Source organism: Bacillus sp. AR8-1, assembly GCF_008042345.1.
GTDB classification, from domain to species: domain Bacteria; phylum Bacillota; class Bacilli; order Bacillales; family Bacillaceae_G; genus Bacillus_A; species Bacillus_A cereus.
The window spans coordinates 126,432-145,790 of the sequence record NZ_QNUB01000006.1 but is presented as its reverse complement, the minus strand read 5'-3'; the positions used below and the strand labels follow the sequence as shown (position 1 = coordinate 145,790).

Genomic DNA, 19,359 nt, shown 5'->3' with positions numbered 1-19,359 from the left:
ACGCTACCTTAGTAGCGTCTTTTCTCATTTCATTAATGTCCACCGTGTCCTTGACCACTTTCCTGAACAATTTCTAACCTCTCATCTAGTATTCCTTGTGTTTCAAATGAAATATCACTCGTACTTCCTAATAAGAAGCCATGATTATATGGTCCAAGTGTTGGATCATCTTTAAACTTCGGCTGAATGCTTGCAAGGAAGTCATACACTGGTTGTGAAGCTTTACCTTCTTCTAATAATACAACAGGTGCGTGTTTACCCATATGTGAAAAAGGTGCCCCAGCAACTGCTAAATCTGGTGTTTTGCTTGAAACAAATGATAAACCGTGACCAGGTTTTGTGAATCCCCAGCCAAATTTTGTTTTTTCATCTTTAAATTTAGCGAACGCAATCGAGTTTTCTGTAGGGGTCTCTCCACTAATACGCGTTACTTTCCCGTATTTGCTTAACTCCTTTTCTACTTCTTTTGAAACAATTTTTTCTGGCCCTAATATATATATATTTGCTTTATCTTTTCTCATCTTTAATGCCTCTATTGTCGCTTCTGGCACTTTATTCTTTTCTGTATAGAGTAGTGGTTCCGGCATATGAGAAATCCAATTTACAGCGGGTGTTGTATATAAACGTCCTTCTTCTGCAGATGAACCGATAATAACACTATTTGGGTAGCTTCCTGTTATATCGGCATACTCCTTATCAACATCTTTCGCAAATATAGCTGGGTCCGTTTCTTTTATTTGTTTTACTTTATAACCTTTTAATTGTTCAAGCGCGCTAGTACCTACATCCCCCATCACCATAATTTGTGTTCCATCTTTCGTTCCGATTGGATTTAATCGTTTTATTTCTTTTAACGTCATTTCCGGTATCTTTTCTTTTTCTATAAATAAAATCGGCCCGTTATTCGGATGATGAATAAGGTCTGCACTCGCAATACCTAATTGCCACTCGCTTGCTGGTACTAAAATAACAGCACCCGGCTGGTTCTCTTTATGGGTTGCTGGCCATATCGTTTGCGAAGTTAACACTGCCATTTGCAGGGGATCATTTGTATTTAACCTCGTCACATTTTTTAAACTTGTCGTTAATAAATCATACGATGCCCCTTGGTTCATTTCTTTTGGCGCCGTTACCTCCTGATTCATTTTCATTTCCTTTTGCTCTGTTTTTTTCTCTTTTGTAGATTCATGGTTTTTATGGTCTGTATTCGTTTGTCCGCATGCAGCAAGACCAACTGCTGTAATTATTGTTATCCCAAAAATTCGGGTCATTTTTTTCATTATACCGCCTCCGTATTAATCATTTTTGAGCCAATATGATTACCTAAAATGTAATTTCAACTCCACAATAACAAGCAATTCTGAAGAAATTATGCAGACACATCATAATCTGCACCATTTCTTCATGATTTTGCATTACACTTTAAGTAACGATTATAAATATGGAGGGCTCTCTATGATTGATATACTGCTCGTAGACGATGAACCGAGAATGCTTGAATTATTAACGCTTTATCTTACCCCAATTGGATATAACTGCGTATGTGCGACTTCAGGAGAAGAAGCTATTTTACATATAGAAAATCGAAACTTTAAATTTGTTTTACTCGATATTATGATGCCAAAGATGGACGGATGGGAAACGTGCAAAAAAATCCGATCTTTTAGTAACATTCCTATTATTATGGTTACAGCTCGTGATCAAACAGTAGATGTCGTTCAAGGATTAAAACTTGGAGCCGATGATTATGTAACGAAACCTTTCCATGAAGAAGAACTTTTCGCAAGAATTGAAGCCGTTTTAAGACGTACAAATGAACATAAACAAATCCAATATCACGGTATTGTATGGGATGAAACAAAACACTTCGTTTCTGTCCATAATGAAGAACTCCTTCTCACACCAATTGAATTTTCTTTACTCGGATTATTTTTACGCCATGTGAACTACGTATTAAGCCGTGATCAGCTCATCGAACGAATTTGGGGGTTAAACACAAATACAGAAGATCGCACAGTCGATTCACATATTCGTAATTTACGTGATAAATTGCGAAAAGTAAATTTCCCTATTGATCACCATTTAAAAACTGTTTACGGAGTCGGATATCGATGGGTTGATACTCTAGATTAAGGAGCAAAGCAATGAAGCGAATTTCTATTCAGCTCGGATTTTATTTTTTGATTGTTACACTTTTAATCGAAAGTGTTCTATTTGTCTCGCTTTATTATAGCCTTGTCAACAATAGAGTAAATGAAGAAATGACAGCTTTATTAAAGCGCGGAAATAGTCACAGAGATGTCCTTGAAAAGTATTTTGATAAGCAAACAATCTCCCATGTTGCACTAATGGAATCCGAAGCCGAAACTACTGTTGTTATTACAAATGCAAATAAGGAGGTACTAGCTAAATCCAATGAAATAAATACTACTATAAAAAAGCATATTGAAAAGATGCAAACACGGACAGATCATGACGGAGCAATTATAGAGAATCATTGGAAAACATCTAATTATATATGTACAGTTAGCCCCATTGTAGTGGCTGGAAAAACGGAAGGATACGTATATATGTTTCTCGGGACGGAATCAATCGAGGAAATGGTTAACGGGCTAACAAGACAATTCATTATTGCCGGAGTCATTACGTTTCTACTAACAGCCATCACCATCTTTCTATTATCACGTTTGTTAACAAAACCATTGTTACACATGAAACATGCAACTGAAAAAATGAGTAAAGGCGATTTGTCCGTTTCGTTAACAACTACTCGAAATGATGAAATTGGTGAACTAGCATCATCTATTCAAACGCTCGCAAATGATTTACATTATATGAAAACAGAGCGAAGTGAATTCCTAGCAAGTGTTGCTCACGAATTACGAACACCGTTAACATACGTAAGAGGTTATGCTGACATTGCTTTAAAAGAAAGCACCTCTCCTGAACAACGTTTACGATATTTATCGATTATAAAAGATGAGTCTGATTACATTACAAACTTAGTTCAAGATTTATTTTCACTTGCACAAATGGAACAACATAACTTTTCTATTCAAGTAAAGGAAGTGCATTTACACACCTTCCTTACTCGCATAGCTGAAAAAGTAAACGCCATGTATAAAGAAAGATACATTAAAGTTTCTTTCTCTTGTTCTCCTACACTGCTAGTAAACTTAGATGAACAGCGATTTGAACAAGTTATAGTAAACATTTTAAATAACGCTTATAGACATTCAAAAGAACATTCTCATATAAACATTTCTATTACAGAAGAACATAAACGTATCTCCATTACAATTGAAGATGAAGGCGAAGGTATCCCGCCTGAAGACCTCCCTCACATTTTCGACCGCTTTTATCGTGTTGATAAAGCTAGATCACGAGCTACAGGTGGAACTGGTTTAGGACTATCTATCGTGAAGGAAATTGTAGAGCTACACGGCGGAAATATTACAGTAACGAGTGAAGTCAATCACGGGTCTTGCTTTATAATTTCATTACCATCTATAAAGAAACACGACTATCATCAGTAGTCGTGTTTCTTTATCATCTTACTTTATAATATAAATTTACAAATTGCCCAAAACGTTTCGTATCCGTTAAAGTTAAATTAATTTCTGGATTCTTTTCTTTAAATAATGGAACACCCGAGCCTAATATATGCGGTGTAATCGTAACAATATATTCATCAATTAGATTATTTTTAAAGAATTCTCTCAGTAGCTCTCCTCCACCAACCATCCATATTTTAGATCCTTCTTGTACTTTTAACCTTTTTGTAAACTCCACTACATCTTCATTTACAAACTCTACATGTCCGTTCGTGCCTTTTTCTGAATTAGAAAACACATAACATTTTTTATCTAAATACGGGAATGTCTCTGTATGCTCTACTACATAATCGTACGTTCTCTTTCCCATTATTATTGTATCAATTGTTTCATACATTTCTGTATAACCGTTATCTCCCTCTCCTTCCGTTTCCATTAACCACTCTAAATCATCATTTTCTTTCGCAATATACCCATCTAAGCTCGCCGCTATAAATAAAACTATTTCACGTGACATATCTTTTCCTCCTTGCATCTCATCTTGATAACATATGATGTAAACAATATACTAACAATAAAACATGACAATTTATGTCATGTTAAAAAGAAAAAAGGTGATACATTTGTCAAAAGCTAAACGCTTATTAGATATTCTTATATTTGCTTCTGCAAAAAAAGCATTTACAGCTCAAGAAATAGCCGATGAATTTAATATTTCCGTTCGTACTGTCCATAGATATATTTTAGATTTAAGTGATATGGGATTACCCATTTATGCTGAACAAGGTCGTAATGGAGGATATAAAGTATTAACAACTAGGGTCATTCCACCTATCTTATTTACGGAAGAAGAAGCAGTCTCCATCTTTTTTGCCTTTCAATCTTTAAGCTACTACAGAGACTTGCCTTTTAATACAGAAATCAATTCTGTCACTCATAAACTATATAGCTCTCTACAACATGAGGCGAAAGTGAAAGTTGATAAAATACGTTCTTATATCGCCTTTTGGAATCCGAAGAGAACAATTGAGACCCCACTTTTAAACGAAGTGTTAACAGCGGCTATTGAAAATAAAAATTTACACTTTCAATACGAATCTAAATCAGGGATAAAAACAAAACATGTTCATCCGATTGGTGTATATGCTCACGACGGGTTATGGTACTTACCGTCCTATGACTTCGGTAGAAAAAAAGTATTACTGTATCGCGTTGATCGTATTCTCTCAATATTATCGATGGAAGAAAATACAGATACATTCATGAATTTAGAAGAGTGGTTTGCCTCTAACTCTAACGTAGTACACAATCCTACTCAGTTACATGTTTTACTGACAACAGAAGGCGTACGCCAATGTAAAAGCGTTCCTTATCTTGAGGAATTCGTTATAGTAAACGAGGATGGGACAGGATATATAAATTCAACAATTGATAAAGGTGAGATTAACTTTATTACTCCTTTATTTTATAGACTTGGAAAAGATGCAAAAGTTTTAGAACCGAAAGAATTGACAGATGGTTTACGTATACGTGCGAAAGAAATTTTACATATGTATGAAGACGAAAAAAGCTGCTAAATATAAGCAGCTTTTTTCTTCGATTTGTTTCTATTATTTTGATTGTTGACGAATATCGAACCACCAACGATTTTTCTCATTCATATTCTCAGTGCCACTAGACCCACTGTAACGGAAAGCATCAAGGAAGATTGAATCTATCTTATCCTCATCTACAAAATAACCTAAGTTAACCTTCACCGTTTGTCCTGGTCGGATACTGCCAATATTGTAAAAGCTTTTTCCATCTCCGTGAGGCTCTAAATAATCAACTTCGCCTGTCATAATATTTTTTTCTGCAATTCCATCTCTTTCAGCGTAATTCCATACATTCCCCTTACTTTTAAGCACTTGTATGGATGGATGCATATAGATTTCTTCTGTCGCCTGTTTACCTATATTTTTCACTGTTGTTGTTAGGTAGACAAATTTAGGATGAATTAATTTTGATTCTACTAATTGATCAATTGAATCTTTACCATTTCCAATTTTATATTTGTCCCGTCTATATGGTATTAATTGTCCCCCTTGATCCAAAGCCTGATTCCTGCTTAGTATTCCTAAGCCAAGTTCATAAAAGTTCTCTTGTTTAAAATCTTTGATTGAATCAAAAACTTCAACCTTTTCTATCACATATTCAATTTTGCTGTTATCCATGATAATCGTTACTGGAACCTTTTGTCCTATATGAAATAGTCGTTTACTATCTTTTTTCAAAGGAATCACCTTAGTTTTTTTAGGCTTACTTTCTTCGCTAAAATACTTTTTATCATAATCTGTTATATGTGATGCCTTTTCTTTTGACGTAGGCTCAAGTGAGATGTTCCCTAACACATCCACCATTTGTTCTTCATTTATATCGTTTCCAATATAACTTTGTAACATGATCCCTTCTTCCTCAAAGAATAGAAAAACTACCCTGTCCATCATTAAATCTTTTTTACCAGTTTCTCTATGGACAATTACTGCCTTCTTACCATTTATCTCTTTTTCTTCATAACTTTTCGAGTACAGAGTTGGAAAATCTGAATTCCCCCCTACTCTCCAAAGAACGAATGAAAAGCCTCCATTTGCATAGTTATCTTTAAATGAATATTTCATAGCAGTGTCATCAATTGCTTCCATATTTTCTGGCAATTTACCAACCTTCAACTTATACCACTGATCACTCTTTTTCGAATCCTTATTTGTTAAGGAAACATTTACTTCATAATTTTGTTTTTGAACAATCATATTATAGACTTTTACTGCACCAAAAACGGTTGTCGGCATACCAATCAATAAGCAGGCAGCAGCGATTAACATACGATTTCTTTTACTCTTTTTCTGTTGTCGCTCGCCCTTCAGCTTCATTTCCTCCATAAACAGTTTCTTTTTGCGCGTATATGTATGTGAAAATTCATGTTGTTCTTCGGATTTATCAAAATCATCTAAAGCAATTTTTTCAGCAAGTTCATATATTTCTTTGGAGTTCTTTGAATTCGTCATGTTGTATACCTCCTATCATATTTTGGACTCGTTTTCGAGCGCGTTCAAACTGCTTGCGGACATTAGCCTCCGTAATCCCCATTACACTTGAAATTTCTTGATACGTTAAGTTATAGAAGACTTTGTACTTAAACACCTGTCTGTTAGATTCATTTAACTCTTTTAGCAATGTATCAATTTGAACCTCAGACATTTTACGTTTTTCCCACTCTTCAATATTTTCATCTACTGCTTCTATTGATTCTCTTTCATATTCTTCTAAAAATGTTTCATGTCGTTTATTTTTCCGGTAACTATCAATCGCCTTGTTTTTCGCGATCCTCAAAATATAGCGTTTAAGCTCTTCAGTGCTCAAGCTATGGAGCTTTTCCAAGTTCTTATAAAGAGTAATAAACGTCTCTTGAACCGCATCTTCAGCCTGTTGAATATTATTTAAAATAGAATAAGCTACATAATAAATTTTTTGTTCATACAACTCATATAGCTCTTCCATCTTTTCATAATCTTTGTTTGTAACTTTCATATAATTCCTCCTCTCACTCTATATAACGAATGAGCACTGTAACTTTGTGACACTGCAAAATCTTTTTATAGATAAAATTTAATAATAGAATAAACAAAAGCCCAATTTCTCTATTGTAACTGAGAAATTGGGCTTTTTAATATTAGAATTTTCCTGACTGTATCTCTAAGAAAAATTCTTTTACACCTTTTCAATATACAGTATTTGCTCTATCGCTTCTTTTAACAAATTCTTTGTCTCTTCAAAGTTATGATTCTTCTTTTCCTCCGGTTGCACCGTATAAAACTCAGCAAACGAACGCTCTTTATATCTTGGTACGACATGCATATGGTAATGTGTTAACTCGTTAAATACTCCACCATTTTGACAAACTGTAATTCCATCTGGTTTATATAATGCCTTAATCGCTTTTGCAATCAGCTTAGAAGCATCCATAATTGATCTTGCTACAACGTCATCTAATTCGTCTACTTCTACAACATGCTGCTTTGGCACAATTAAAGTATGTCCTGGGTAGAAAGGCGCATGATCTAAAAAGCAAGTTACATAATCATCTTCATATACTTTATATATTTTTTTCTCTTCGTTTGCTAATTTACAACCTAAACAGTCCACTACACTTTCCCCTCTTTCTAAAAACATAAAAACGTGAGAATACGGCTCTCACGTTTTTATGTTTCATTTTATTAGTTCAATTGTTTCCGTAACCTTTATACTATCTTTTACAGATTGAACAATCGTACAATTTTTCACTGCGAGCTGCAATGCTTTGTCCAACTGCTCTTCTGTAATGTTTTCCGCTTTAATTTTATAGTGCAAATGAACACTTTCAACTGGTTTGGATAAAGCTTCACTTCTACCAATTTCAGTTTCGATCGTAAACGTATCGTATGGAATACGTTTCTTTTCTAAAATTGTTCGAAAGACAATTGCACTACATCCTGCGATAGAAGAAACGAGTAATTGTAACGGTGAATACCCGTTTTCTTTTCCAATCGCTAATTGAGCGTACGATAAATCTGCCTTTATATCATCGTGTTTGATTGTTAGTTTCATTTGTTTTGTCCATCTCCACTTTCATCGGTTTCTGCTGTTTCTTACTCATATAATAATAATAATATATATAGCAGAAAATGATAAATGGAATACCGCAGTATAAAGCCATTCTTTGTTCAGGAATAAACGCTAAACTAATAACAACGATGCTATTTGTAATTAAAGCTAAAATTGGAACAATCGGATATAGTGGTGTTCTATACTTTAAGTCCTCTAACTTTCCTCCGCCTTTTATATACTGACTTCTAAAGCGAAGTTGCGATAGAGCAATAATGATCCAACTTGAAACAGCCGATAAACCAGCTATCGATAATAAGTACATGTATACTGTATCTTCTGCAAGGAAACTTGTGAATAGAGATAATCCAGCTACCGCAATCGTTACGACTAGCGCTGTAATTGGAATACCCCGCTTATTTACTTTCTGGAAGGAAGTTGGTGCCATTCCTTCATTTGCAAGTGACCATAGTATACGCGTCGCTGCATATAATCCAGAGTTCGCTACAGATAATAACGCAGTAATAATAACGAAGTTCATAATATCAGCTGCGTATGGAATACCAATTTTATCAAATACGACTACAAATGGGCTTTCAATTACGCCTGCTTCTTTCCAAGAAATTAATCCTACTAAAATCGTCATTGTTAAAATGAAGAATAACATAATGCGCCATACTGTATTACGGATCGCACGTGGAATTGTTTTTTCTGGATTTTCACTTTCTCCCGCTGCAATTCCGATTAACTCTGTTCCTTGGAACGAGAAGTTAACTGTAATCATTGTAAGTAATACGGCAGCTAGTCCATTCGGGAAAAGTCCACCATCGCTTACAAAGTTAGAGAAAAGAGGTGCTGCTTCTTTTCCGTCATATGATATAAATCCTAATAATGCACTACCACCAAGAACAACAAATGCAAGGATTGTAATTACTTTAATACTAGAAAACCAAAATTCTAATTCAGCGTAGCTTTTCGCTGAGATAGCATTTGACGCATATAGAATAACGCCGAATACAAGGCACCATACCCAAACATCAACATTTGGAAACCATCTTTTCATCATTAAACCGATTGACGTTAATTCTAGTCCTACTGTTACTGCCCAGCCAAGCCAGTATAGCCAGCCGATCATAAAGCCCGTTCCTGGTCCAATAAACTTCGTCGCATACTTTTGGAAAGAACCTGAAACTGGCATTGCTACCGTTAACTCTCCAAGACAAAGCATTGTTAAATACATAATAAATCCGCCTACTAAATATGAAAGGATGGCCCCCCCTGGTCCAGCCTGATTAATAGTGTAACCTGAACCTAAGAAAAAACCAGTTCCGATTACACCACCAAGTGCGATCATAAATAAATGTCTACTCTTCATCGTACGATGTAATTTCTCATTCGTTGGTTGCTGCATCTAAATCCTCCCCCTACCATACCCCTATGTCTTGTTAAAATTTTCTGATAATAAAAATATACACGAAAGCGATTACATTTTCTATATAAAATTAAAACTTTTCTGATAAAATAATATAAAAAATCTAATTATTGCAAGATTTAGATTCTATTTAGAGGAAAATAAGGATAAACAAGGAAAAAACCCTTACATATATTGTAAGAGTCAACGAAGTTCTAACCTTCTCGATAAAATTGATAAACTATAATTTACGATAAAATACATACAAGCTACTACTATAAACGTTGGAATCATATAATTTACATTCTGCCCGCTAATAATTTGAGCATTATGCATAAGCTCTGGGAGTGATATAACAACCGCTAGCGACGTATCCTTCAGCAATGAAATAAACTGACTGACAAGCGGCGGGACCATTCTCCTTAATGCTTGTGGCAAAATAATATGCCACAGCGCTTGCACATACGTTAATCCTGAAGATCTTGCGGCCTCAATCTGTCCTTTTTCAATAGATAACAGACCACTTCGAACAATTTCAGATATCATTGCTGCCTCAAATATTGTTAAAGCAACAATTGCAGCTGTTATAATTTCTAATTTCAAGCCTGCTTCTGGAAGTGCAAAATACGTGAAAAATATAATTAACAGTAGTGGTAAGTTTCGAATCACTTCAACGATAATTCCTAATATTTGTGAGACGACAGGTATTTTCGTGTAGCGCAATATTCCTATTACACTACCGATAATAAAGCTAAGTACAATTGCTACGAGCGCTACCTCTAACGTTATAAGTAATCCTTTTAATAAAAATAGAATATGATCCCCTGTAATTGCCCCCTTAAAATCCATTTACACCGCCTCCTTTGCCAAGCGTTTTTCTAAATAACGCACTAGCATACTGAGCGGAATTGTTAATATTAAATAAAACATCCCGACAAATATATAAACATCAAACGTAACAAACGTCTTCGTTGAAATTAAATCTCCTTGATACATTAAATCAGTACCAGCGATAATTCCGAGTATGGAAGAGTTTTTTACTAAATTGAGAAATTGATTTCCTAGAGGAGGAATTACGATTTTCATCGCTTGAGGTAAGACAACATAATACATCGCCTGTACATACGTTAACCCTGAAGACCTTGCTGCTTCCATCTGACCTTTCGCGACTGATAGAATACCAGCGCGAATGACTTCCGCAATAAAAGCTGCCGTATATACCGTAAGCGTAACTGTTCCTGCTACAAAACCATTTAAAGTAATTCCTATTACAGGTAAAGCAAAATAAAATATAAATGCAATTAATACGAGTGGAATATTTCTTACAAACTCTACAAAAGCTGATCCTACCCAATTTAAAATACGAATCGGTGCAATACGCATTACCGCCAAAATTACTCCTAAAATAAAGCTTCCTATTAATGCAATTACACTAGACATAACTGTATACTTAAAGCCTTCTAAATACATATCAATGTTATTCGTTAGTATAGAAAAATCAGGCACATATTCTCCCCTCTTTCTTTACAAGAAGAGGATGAGCATCCCTCATCCTCTCACTCTTATTATTTATTCCAATTAGTGTCACTTTATTTTTCTTGTTTTTGACCGATCCATTTTTCATATAATTTATCGTATTCTCCATTAGCTTTCATATCTTTTAATAAACTATTAATCTCTTTTGTTAAATCCTCTGCACCCTTCTGCACTGCAATTCCGTACGGTTCATCCGTAAAAATTTTCCCTACAACTTCATAATTAGAATCTTGTTTTGCCATTCCGTAAAGAATTGCATTATCTGTCGTTAAAACATCACCTTTCCCCGCTTTTAACGCTGTAAATGCCTCACTATAATTTTCAAATTCTAATACAGTCGCTTCTGGTGACTTTTGACGAATGTTATTTGTAGATGTTGAGCCTTTTACAGCTAATACTTTCACACCTTGTTTTATATCATCAATACTCTTAATATTGCTTCCTTTTTTCACAAGTAACGATTGCCCTGCTTTAAAATATACATCTGAAAAATCAACTTCTTTTTTACGTTCTTCCGTAATTGTCATTGTTGCGATAATTGCATCAATATCACCATTTTTCAGTAGTGGAATACGTGTTTTAGATGTTACTTCTTTCAACTCTAGTTTCTTTTCGTCCCCAAGAATTTTTTTCGCAAGTGCCTTCGCGATATCAACATCGAATCCTTCTACTTGCCCTGTTGAAGGATTTTTTAATCCAAATAAATTCGTATCATTCTTCACCCCAACTACTAATTTCCCTCGTTTCTTAATTTGCTCAACAGCCCCGCCTTGCTTCGTATTTGTTTCCTTTGCCTCATCTTTTTTACTTCCGCATCCAGCAACAACAAGCACGAATAAACATGAAAATACGATTAAAGTAAATAACTTTTTCATTTTAAGCATGAAATTCCTCCTCTAATGATTTAGCACCCGACTTAAAAATAAACGAGCTCTTTCTTGTTCAGGATTTGCAAAAAATTGTGCCGGTGTTGTATCTTCAATAATTTGACCATCATCCATAAATAAAATCCGATCTGCTACTTCTCGTGCAAATCCCATTTCATGCGTGACAACGACCATTGTCATCCCTTCTTTAGCTAGCGTTTTCATAACATCAAGTACTTCCCCGATCATCTCCGGATCAAGAGCAGACGTAGGCTCATCGAACAGCATAATTTCCGGTTGCATCGCAAGTCCTCTAGCAATTGCTACCCTTTGCTGTTGTCCTCCGGATAATTGATGCGGATATACATTAGCCTTCTCCGGGATTCCTACTTTCTCTAAATAAAACATTGCTGTTTTTTCTGCTTCTTCTTTGGAAACTTTATTTACTTTAATCGGTGCTAGTGTAATATTTTGCAGAACTGTTTTATGTGGGTATAAATAAAAATGTTGAAAGACCATCCCAATATTTCGCCGCAATTCATTCATGTCCGTTTTTTTATTGTGTACCTCTGTATTTTGTACAATTAATTCTCCATCTGTAATTGCCTCTAATTGATTTATACATCGAAGTAATGTACTTTTTCCTGATCCTGAAGGCCCAACAACTACTACCACTTCGCCTTTTTTCACTTGCACATTAATATTTTTCAAAACTTGAAAGTTACCATAATATTTATTTACATTACGAAACTCTATCAACATACTCCCCCCTTCCCCTAACAACGCATGTACATTCTTTTTATATTCAAAAATAGGCAAAAAAATAACTTTCAACTTCAATTTGTCCATAAAAAAAGAGCAAAGATCGCTCCCTTTGCTCCTTCATTTCTATCCTATTAAGATACTTCTTCTTTCTTATCTTTCCCGTACTCATGCTCCCAGAAATCAGCATTTTTAATTCCTAATGGCCCTGGATCGAATACTGGATCTTTTCCTTCTTTTTTCTGTTTTTCATAATCCTTTAATGCGACTAATGCAGGTTTTTGTAATAGTAAAATCGCAATAATATTTACCCATGCCATAATTCCTACCCCAATGTCGCCTAAAGCCCAAGCCGTTGCTGCTGTTTTTATACAGCCATAGAATACTGCTCCTAAAAATACAAACTTTAGTATCATGGACAGCCAAGGACGATCCTTATCACGATTTAAGTACGCTATATTCGTTTCTGCAATGTAGTAATACGCCATAATTGTTGTAAACGCGAAGAATAATAGCGAGATTGCAACGAAACCGTTTCCAAATCCAGGGAAAACAGATTCTACCGCTGCCTGTGTATATCCTGGTCCTGGCTGAGCACCATTTAATTTATTAACGATAAAGTTTTTTCCGCTTGCATCAAATACGTTATACATGCCTGTAATAATCATCATAAATGCTGTTGCTGAACAAACAAATAATGTATCAATGTAAACGGAAAATGCTTGCACTAAACCTTGTTTAGCTGGATGTGATACTTCAGCTGCTGCTGCTGCATGTGGCCCAGTTCCTTGCCCTGCTTCATTAGAATAAATACCACGTTTTACTCCCCAAGAAATTGCTAAACCGATAATACCACCAAATGCAGCTTCTAATGCAAATGCACTTCTTATAATTAACATAAATGCTTCTGGCAATTTTTCAATATTCATAGCAACAATGACGCAAGCTACTAAAATATAGCCTATTGCCATAAACGGTACGACAACTTGCGCTACGTTAACAATCCGCTTTACTCCACCGAAAATGATAAGAGCTAATACGACAACTAATATAGCCCCTGATACGGTAGTATTAATACCAAAAGCTGTTTCTAAACTTACAGCAATACTATTTGCTTGTACACCTGGTAATAAAAGTCCTGTTGCAAGAATTGTCGCTGCAACGAATACTAAAGCATACCATTTAACTCCTAGACCTTTTTCGATGTAGTAAGCAGGCCCACCACGAAACTGCCCTTGATGTTTCGTCTTATATATTTGCGCGAGTGTTGATTCTACATAAGCTGATCCTGCCCCTAAAAAGGCTACTGCCCACATCCAAAATACAGCTCCTGGTCCACCGAATGCAACCGCTGTTGCTACTCCAGCAATATTTCCTGTTCCAACGCGTCCTGATAATGAAAGTGCTAACGCTTGGAATGAAGAAACACCAGCTTCTGATTTTTCTCCTTGAAATGTCAGCTTCACCATTTCTCCTACGTGCCTTACTTGTAAAAACTTCGTTCGAATGGAAAAATATAAACCTACTCCTAAACATAAATAAACAAGTGCTGGACTCCAAACAATATTATTTAACCAATTTACGAAAGCTTCCAACATTCCCCCTCCTTCTTTATAAAGAATATTCAGAATATATATAAAATTATAAGTGTATACCGAATCCAGGACAATATTATTTTAATAAAGTAAACATATTTTTGTATAAAAAAACAAAGTATATATTTGTTTTATATACTTTGTTTTGAACTAAATGTATTATATATTCACAATTGCTTCTCTTTTAATAATTCTTTCGTATAGCTCTTCTGATAATTTCAAGAAGTTATCAGGCATATCTTTCCCTTTAAACTTCTTCTGAAGCGTTCCATATAAACCTATATCACGTAAACGTAAAAATAGTGGTATCGATTCATACCAACTATCCGCCAGCCTGTGCTCATACTCATATCCTTTTCGTAACACTTGTAACTGTTTACGAGCAAAATCTGTCTTCTCTTCTGCTGTCCACAGTGTAAATAGAACAGAGTAGTATAGAACCATCGCTAAATCATGTATAAAGTAATTATAAGCTGCATCGTCAAAATCAAAGATTGTAAGCTCTTTTCCATCATAATGGAAATTACCTTGATGGATATCACCGTGCATAAGACCGAACGTTTCTCTTTCAACTGGAAGAGCCTTAATTTCATCCATTAATACCGCTGCAATCTCTTTCACTTGACCATCTTCTAATTCATTAACAATTCCACTTTCGTCTTCTTCCCACGTTTCACGGTAGTCTGTTTTAGGATAATCCATTGTAAGGCGATGCAGTTGCCCAATCGCTTTTCCCCACGCTTCAAAATAAGCATCTCCCCAATAAGGCGATTCTGCTCCTTTTACTGGCTCACCTTTTGCATATGTAAATAAAGAAGCGAAAAAGAAAGTCCCATCCTCTGCTACGATTTCTTCTACGAGATTTCGAGACGTTGAATAAAGAGGTCCTGCTACCTTTGCCCCATTCTCCGCAACATATCGTAAAAAATCTAGTTCAGCCTCTACCTCTTGTTTAGAACGATGAGAAGAATGTGTTAAACGTAATACGTAATCTTCATCATTATCACCCTTCGCCTTAAAAATATAATTCTCAAAATCTCCAAGTGGCTTTTCTTCTACTGTTACATGAAACAAATTCGCTGCTCTTTTTAAAATCTCTTTCGTAAAAACACGTTCTACAGCTATTTCCATATATATCCCTCCTATATATCTTCTTAATTCGACACAAATGTTAGAAGTACTGCTATGAAATTGAATAATGCACAAAAGACAATGTAACGTAACCTTCAATCCTCTTTTTTTTAAAATAATTCAAGCATAAATTTCTCACAAACAACAAAAATTAACAGAAACAATTGCACTTTAAGAGAGGTGGAAATTATGACAGAGCAAAAAGAACAACAAGAGAGTAAAAACCAAAAGCATATGTTTCCATCACTTCCGGAGAACATTAATTACATTGAAAATAAACTTTCTCATTCTGATGATATAAAAAAATTAGATCTCCCTTTTCAAAACGGAAAAGGAACAATCTTATATATCGAATCTTTAGCAGATCCAAATCTAATTCATCAGTTAGTCCTTGAGCCATTATTAACGCGATCAGATTTATCTTTAGATAAAGCTTTTTCTACGTTAAATATGAAAAAAGAAACGAATTTAAATTATGGGATACAACTTTTATTACAAGGTAAATCCTTATATTTTCATGAACACGTCGACAGTTTTTGTATTTTCGAAACAGCCTTATCTTTAAAGAGAGATATAGCAGAGCCTGATAATGAAGGAGTTGTGCGCGGTCCACATACTGGTTTTGTAGAGGATCTAGCAACTAATTTAACCTCTATTCGTAAACTCATTAAGAGTCCAAATTTAGTTGTTAAGTATTTTACACTCGGTGAAGAAATGCACACGAAAGTGGCAATTACTTATATGCAAAATATAGCGAATGACGATTTAGTTATAGAAGTGAAAAGAAGATTGGAAACCATTAAAACGGATGCACTTATGCCACCAGGATACATACAAGAATTTATAGAGGATACGTCTTTCTCCCCATTTCCGCAGCAATTAAATACAGAGCGTCCAGATAGAACTGTTGCTAATTTAATGGAAGGGCGTGTTGCTATTTTATCTGACGGAGATCCAACAGCACTCATCGTACCGGTTACGTTATTCGCTTTTTATCAATCACCAGATGATTATAATAACCGTTGGATTGTCGGTTCTTTCGTCCGAATGATTCGCTTAGTAAGTTTTTTAATTGCCTTTCTCTTACCAGCTTTATATATTGCAACTGTCGCTTTTCATCCTGATGTGTTACCGCTCGAACTTGTGTATACGATTAAAGCTTCATTAGAGAAAGTACCGCTTCCTCCTATTTTTGAAGCTCTCTTAATGGAGTTAATTTTCGAGTTATTACGAGAAGCTGGTATTCGCTTGCCGAGCCGCGTTGGACAAACAATCGGTATTGTAGGTGGTTTAGTAATTGGGGATGCAATTGTAAAAGCTGGACTCGTTTCTTACACAATGATCATCGTTGTAGCTTTAACTGCAATCTCATCTTTTCTCGTTCCATCAAACGATATGAGTTCAGCAGTTCGGATTCTTCGTTTTCCATTAATGCTCCTTGCTGCCATATTCGGATATGTAGGAATATCATTCGGTCTCATTATAACTTTCGTTCACTTATGTCAGCTTCATTCATTTCATACACCATATCTTTCTCCTGTTGCCCCGATGCGGATTAAAGATATGAAAGATTCTTTCATAAGACTACCAATTTGGTCATTTTGGGAAAGACCACATGATCCAAAACCGAAAAAAATGCAGCGCCAACCTGTAACGAGAGAGGATGAGGACGGTGACAAACACGCAAAGTAAAATTTCACTTGTTCAATTTACCTTTTTCGTTATTCAATGCCAAATTGGGGTCGGTATACTATCTCTACCTAACCGGCTTCATCCGATAGCAAAAGGTGGTGGTTGGATTTCTGCGCTCATCGCGGGGCTTGCCATTCAACTTATTATTTTACTTATGTGGCTTTTCTTAAAACGATTTCCTGATGCAGATATGTATAAAAGTGTTTGTATGCTATTTGGTAATAAGTTAGGAAAACTATTGGGCTTTTCTTATGTTTTTTATTTTACCCTTATCGGTATGACGGTTATGTTGAATGCTTGTAACGTCATTAAAGTATGGGTTTTACACGCAACTCCGTGGTCTGCAATTCTCATATTATGTACAGTAGCTTGTTGTTATGTAGCTTATAACACATTTAAAGTCATCGTACGATTTTATGTCATGGCCTCTATTCTCATTATTCCAATGGCCCTTTTAATTGCCCTAGGGCTTTCACGAGCTGATTTCTCTTATATTTTTCCTATTACAGAAGCCGGATGGTGGAATATAATTCAAGCATCCAAGGAAACAATTACAGCCATGTATGGTTTTGAAATTATTCTTATCGCTTTCCCAAAAGTAAATGGGAGTTCTATTGCAAAACTGAAGGCCATTTCTATCGCCAATGGATTTGTAACTCTTTTTTATACTTTTACCGTTTGGATTTGCTTTATCGTATTTAGTCCAAAGCAAATTGAGCTTATTCCAGAGCCAGTTGCTTACTTATTACGCTCCTTGCATATTGGAATTATAGATCGAACGGACCTAATCTTCATCCCAATTTGGATGATAACAGTTGTCGCTTCTATTGCTAGTTATTACTGCGCTGCTTCAATCGGAATTGGACATATATTCAACCTTGCTAATCATAAAAAGGCTGTTCCAATCGTTGGTATTATTGCTTTTAGTGTAGCCTTATTTATAGATACACCTGAAGAATTAAAAGTAATTTCAACTTTCACTGATAAGTTCACCTATATTTTTATAGTTGTCCTTCCTCTTTTATTTCTACTTTATTCTGTGATACGAAATAAGAAAGGAGAACAGTATGTTCAAAAAAAGAGTTAAATTACTTTTAATATTATGTGCTAGTTCCCTCCTTTCTGGCTGTTGGGATCAAGAACCATTAAGGGAGGCAAGTTTAGCTTATAGCGTTGGAGCTGATATTACGGAAGAGAATAAACTCCAGCAAACAATCGAGCTCGTAAAAAGTTCAAGCGGAGAGCAATCTTCATTTGAGAATGAAATATATTCAGCAACCGGGCATAACATAATGGATACAGGCGATGCCCTAAAAAAAAATGTGACTGGGAATATTCGCTATTTTAAATATGGTGTTCAATTACTCGGAACCAAAATTCTAAAAAAGGGTATACTCCCCTATTTAGATGTCAGCTTTCGAGATCCAACAAACCCAACTGCTTTAGTAAAACTTATTGCAGTAGATGGTGAAACATCGGAGATACTCGAAAAAAAGAAAATAGGAAATTTACTAATTGGAGATTTTCTAAAGAAAAAAGTGAAAAGCTTAGAAGATATGAGTGTATTTCCAAAAGAAACTTTAGAAACAGCTGCTACAAAAATGTTAGATCCCGGTAAAGACTTTACCCTTCCTTCTATAAAAATAAAAGGAAAAGAAGTAGTTACAAACGGGTTAGCTTTATTTAACAATGATAAATTAACTGGGCATTTACCTTTGAAACAATCTGTTTTATTCGTGTTATTAACCGGAAAAATGGGAACAAGTGCCCGTATAACCCAAAAACTGACTAGTGATGAATCTGAGAAGACATCTGATTATTTAACAATGGAAATTAGTAATCGAAAATTAAAACGCGACTTAAAAATAACAACAGATAAAAAAGGAAATGTTTATGCTCACATTAAGCTCCAATTAAAAGTTATAGCACTTGAATCTCCAAGAGATAATATGTATACAATGGACGATAGAGAAAAACTAAATAAAGAACTTTCTAAACAACTCACGAAAGAAGCGAAAAAAATAACACGAAAACTACAAAAAGCAAATTGTGATGCTTTCGGTATTGGAAGACATCTTATCGCTTATCATCCTAACTTATGGAAGAAAAAAAATTGGAATAAAGATTATGCAAAAGTAAAATTCAAACCTGAAGTAGAAGTAAGCATTTTGTATAGTGGTGTCTTAAAATAA

19 protein-coding genes are annotated in these 19,359 nt (G+C 35.1%); 6 read left to right on the top strand and 13 right to left on the bottom strand.

Annotated elements, in window-relative coordinates; translation table 11 throughout:
* Positions 1–32 precede the first annotated feature (32 nt).
* Positions 33–1,280, bottom strand: coding sequence for a hypothetical protein (locus tag DN400_RS03480; protein WP_000738880.1), 1,248 nt, complete (start codon positions 1,278–1,280; stop codon positions 33–35).
* Between the two features lie 175 nt (positions 1,281–1,455).
* On the opposite strand from DN400_RS03480, the gene DN400_RS03475 reads away from it, so the two are divergent.
* Complete coding sequence (locus tag DN400_RS03475) at positions 1,456–2,133, top strand: response regulator transcription factor (RefSeq protein ID WP_000565482.1); 678 nt, start codon at positions 1,456–1,458, stop codon at positions 2,131–2,133.
* Between the two features lie 11 nt (positions 2,134–2,144).
* Positions 2,145–3,536, top strand: coding sequence for a sensor histidine kinase (locus DN400_RS03470; RefSeq protein ID WP_000822579.1), 1,392 nt, complete (start codon positions 2,145–2,147; stop codon positions 3,534–3,536).
* A gap of 13 nt (positions 3,537–3,549) precedes the next feature.
* On the opposite strand, the gene DN400_RS03465 is transcribed toward DN400_RS03470, so the two are convergent.
* Positions 3,550–4,071, bottom strand: coding sequence for a dihydrofolate reductase family protein (locus DN400_RS03465; RefSeq protein WP_000085797.1), 522 nt, complete (start codon positions 4,069–4,071; stop codon positions 3,550–3,552).
* A 64-nt stretch (positions 4,072–4,135) separates the two neighbouring features.
* On the opposite strand from DN400_RS03465, the gene DN400_RS03460 reads away from it, so the two are divergent.
* Positions 4,136–5,131 carry a helix-turn-helix transcriptional regulator gene (locus tag DN400_RS03460; RefSeq protein WP_170956924.1) on the top strand — a complete coding sequence of 332 codons (996 nt, stop codon included), beginning with the start codon at positions 4,136–4,138 and terminating at the stop codon, positions 5,129–5,131.
* Positions 5,132–5,164: 33 nt separating this feature from the next.
* On the opposite strand, the gene DN400_RS03455 is transcribed toward DN400_RS03460, so the two are convergent.
* The 11 genes from DN400_RS03455 to DN400_RS03405 all read right to left on the bottom strand — a co-directional run bounded on the left by DN400_RS03455 (position 5,165) and on the right by DN400_RS03405 (position 15,475).
* Positions 5,165–6,598, bottom strand: a complete 1,434-nt coding sequence (locus tag DN400_RS03455) for an anti-sigma factor (protein ID WP_098164588.1) — start codon at positions 6,596–6,598, stop codon at positions 5,165–5,167.
* The gene (locus DN400_RS03450) at positions 6,564–7,121 is read right to left on the bottom strand and encodes an RNA polymerase sigma factor (protein WP_000869256.1); all 558 of its coding nucleotides are present in this window, start codon (positions 7,119–7,121) and stop codon (positions 6,564–6,566) included. The genes DN400_RS03455 and DN400_RS03450 overlap by 35 nt, the downstream gene beginning before the upstream one ends.
* 180 nt (positions 7,122–7,301) lie before the next feature.
* Positions 7,302–7,736, bottom strand: a complete 435-nt coding sequence (locus DN400_RS03445) for an HIT family protein (protein ID WP_000340521.1) — start codon at positions 7,734–7,736, stop codon at positions 7,302–7,304.
* A gap of 63 nt (positions 7,737–7,799) precedes the next feature.
* Positions 7,800–8,177, bottom strand: a complete 378-nt coding sequence (locus DN400_RS03440; RefSeq protein WP_098255459.1) for an OsmC family protein — start codon at positions 8,175–8,177, stop codon at positions 7,800–7,802.
* The gene (locus DN400_RS03435; protein ID WP_098834931.1) at positions 8,152–9,585 is read right to left on the bottom strand and encodes an amino acid permease; all 1,434 of its coding nucleotides are present in this window, start codon (positions 9,583–9,585) and stop codon (positions 8,152–8,154) included. The genes DN400_RS03440 and DN400_RS03435 overlap by 26 nt, the downstream gene beginning before the upstream one ends.
* 204 nt (positions 9,586–9,789) lie before the next feature.
* Positions 9,790–10,434 (bottom strand): amino acid ABC transporter permease, encoded by a 645-nt coding sequence (locus tag DN400_RS03430; protein ID WP_097845847.1) that lies wholly within the window; start codon positions 10,432–10,434, stop codon positions 9,790–9,792.
* The gene (locus DN400_RS03425) at positions 10,435–11,091 is read right to left on the bottom strand and encodes an amino acid ABC transporter permease (RefSeq protein WP_001112682.1); all 657 of its coding nucleotides are present in this window, start codon (positions 11,089–11,091) and stop codon (positions 10,435–10,437) included.
* Positions 11,092–11,174: 83 nt separating this feature from the next.
* A complete protein-coding gene (gene glnH / locus DN400_RS03420) occupies positions 11,175–12,005 on the bottom strand; it encodes a glutamine ABC transporter substrate-binding protein GlnH (RefSeq protein ID WP_025118055.1) in 831 nt (276 codons plus the stop codon).
* 12 nt (positions 12,006–12,017) lie between these two features.
* Positions 12,018–12,746, bottom strand: a complete 729-nt coding sequence (locus tag DN400_RS03415) for an amino acid ABC transporter ATP-binding protein (protein ID WP_002162934.1) — start codon at positions 12,744–12,746, stop codon at positions 12,018–12,020.
* A 137-nt stretch (positions 12,747–12,883) separates the two neighbouring features.
* Positions 12,884–14,344 carry an alanine/glycine:cation symporter family protein gene (locus tag DN400_RS03410; protein WP_000387158.1) on the bottom strand — a complete coding sequence of 487 codons (1,461 nt, stop codon included), beginning with the start codon at positions 14,342–14,344 and terminating at the stop codon, positions 12,884–12,886.
* 159 nt (positions 14,345–14,503) lie between these two features.
* A complete protein-coding gene (locus DN400_RS03405; RefSeq protein ID WP_098255461.1) occupies positions 14,504–15,475 on the bottom strand; it encodes a phosphotransferase enzyme family protein in 972 nt (323 codons plus the stop codon).
* A gap of 189 nt (positions 15,476–15,664) precedes the next feature.
* On the opposite strand from DN400_RS03405, the gene gerKA reads away from it, so the two are divergent.
* Genes gerKA through DN400_RS03390 form a run of 3 tightly spaced genes read left to right on the top strand, consistent with a single transcriptional unit; the run spans position 15,665 to position 19,359 of the window.
* Positions 15,665–17,167: a spore germination protein GerKA gene (gerKA, locus tag DN400_RS03400; RefSeq protein ID WP_016513624.1), complete on the top strand. Its 1,503-nt coding sequence runs from the start codon at positions 15,665–15,667 to the stop codon at positions 17,165–17,167.
* Positions 17,148–18,254 carry a GerAB/ArcD/ProY family transporter gene (locus tag DN400_RS03395; protein WP_000185797.1) on the top strand — a complete coding sequence of 369 codons (1,107 nt, stop codon included), beginning with the start codon at positions 17,148–17,150 and terminating at the stop codon, positions 18,252–18,254. The genes gerKA and DN400_RS03395 overlap by 20 nt, the downstream gene beginning before the upstream one ends.
* A complete protein-coding gene (locus tag DN400_RS03390) occupies positions 18,235–19,359 on the top strand; it encodes a Ger(x)C family spore germination protein (RefSeq protein WP_000474045.1) in 1,125 nt (374 codons plus the stop codon). Before DN400_RS03395 ends, DN400_RS03390 begins: the two co-directional genes overlap by 20 nt.

Excerpts from the sequence above, each read along its gene's own strand:
- DN400_RS03480 (WP_000738880.1), bottom strand. The coding sequence starts at position 1,280 with ATGAAAAAAATGACCCGAATTTTTGGGATAACAATAATTACAGCAGTT.
- DN400_RS03475 (WP_000565482.1), top strand. The coding sequence starts at position 1,456 with ATGATTGATATACTGCTCGTAGACGATGAACCGAGAATGCTTGAATTA.
- DN400_RS03470 (WP_000822579.1), top strand. The coding sequence starts at position 2,145 with ATGAAGCGAATTTCTATTCAGCTCGGATTTTATTTTTTGATTGTTACA.
- DN400_RS03465 (WP_000085797.1), bottom strand. The coding sequence starts at position 4,071 with ATGTCACGTGAAATAGTTTTATTTATAGCGGCGAGCTTAGATGGGTAT.
- DN400_RS03460 (WP_170956924.1), top strand. The coding sequence starts at position 4,136 with ATGACAATTTATGTCATGTTAAAAAGAAAAAAGGTGATACATTTGTCA.
- DN400_RS03455 (WP_098164588.1), bottom strand. The coding sequence starts at position 6,598 with ATGACGAATTCAAAGAACTCCAAAGAAATATATGAACTTGCTGAAAAA.
- DN400_RS03450 (WP_000869256.1), bottom strand. The coding sequence starts at position 7,121 with ATGAAAGTTACAAACAAAGATTATGAAAAGATGGAAGAGCTATATGAG.
- DN400_RS03440 (WP_098255459.1), bottom strand. The coding sequence starts at position 8,177 with ATGAAACTAACAATCAAACACGATGATATAAAGGCAGATTTATCGTAC.
- DN400_RS03435 (WP_098834931.1), bottom strand. The coding sequence starts at position 9,585 with ATGCAGCAACCAACGAATGAGAAATTACATCGTACGATGAAGAGTAGA.
- DN400_RS03430 (WP_097845847.1), bottom strand. The coding sequence starts at position 10,434 with ATGGATTTTAAGGGGGCAATTACAGGGGATCATATTCTATTTTTATTA.
- glnH (WP_025118055.1), bottom strand. The coding sequence starts at position 12,005 with ATGCTTAAAATGAAAAAGTTATTTACTTTAATCGTATTTTCATGTTTA.
- DN400_RS03405 (WP_098255461.1), bottom strand. The coding sequence starts at position 15,475 with ATGGAAATAGCTGTAGAACGTGTTTTTACGAAAGAGATTTTAAAAAGA.
- gerKA (WP_016513624.1), top strand. The coding sequence starts at position 15,665 with ATGACAGAGCAAAAAGAACAACAAGAGAGTAAAAACCAAAAGCATATG.
- DN400_RS03390 (WP_000474045.1), top strand. The coding sequence starts at position 18,235 with ATGTTCAAAAAAAGAGTTAAATTACTTTTAATATTATGTGCTAGTTCC.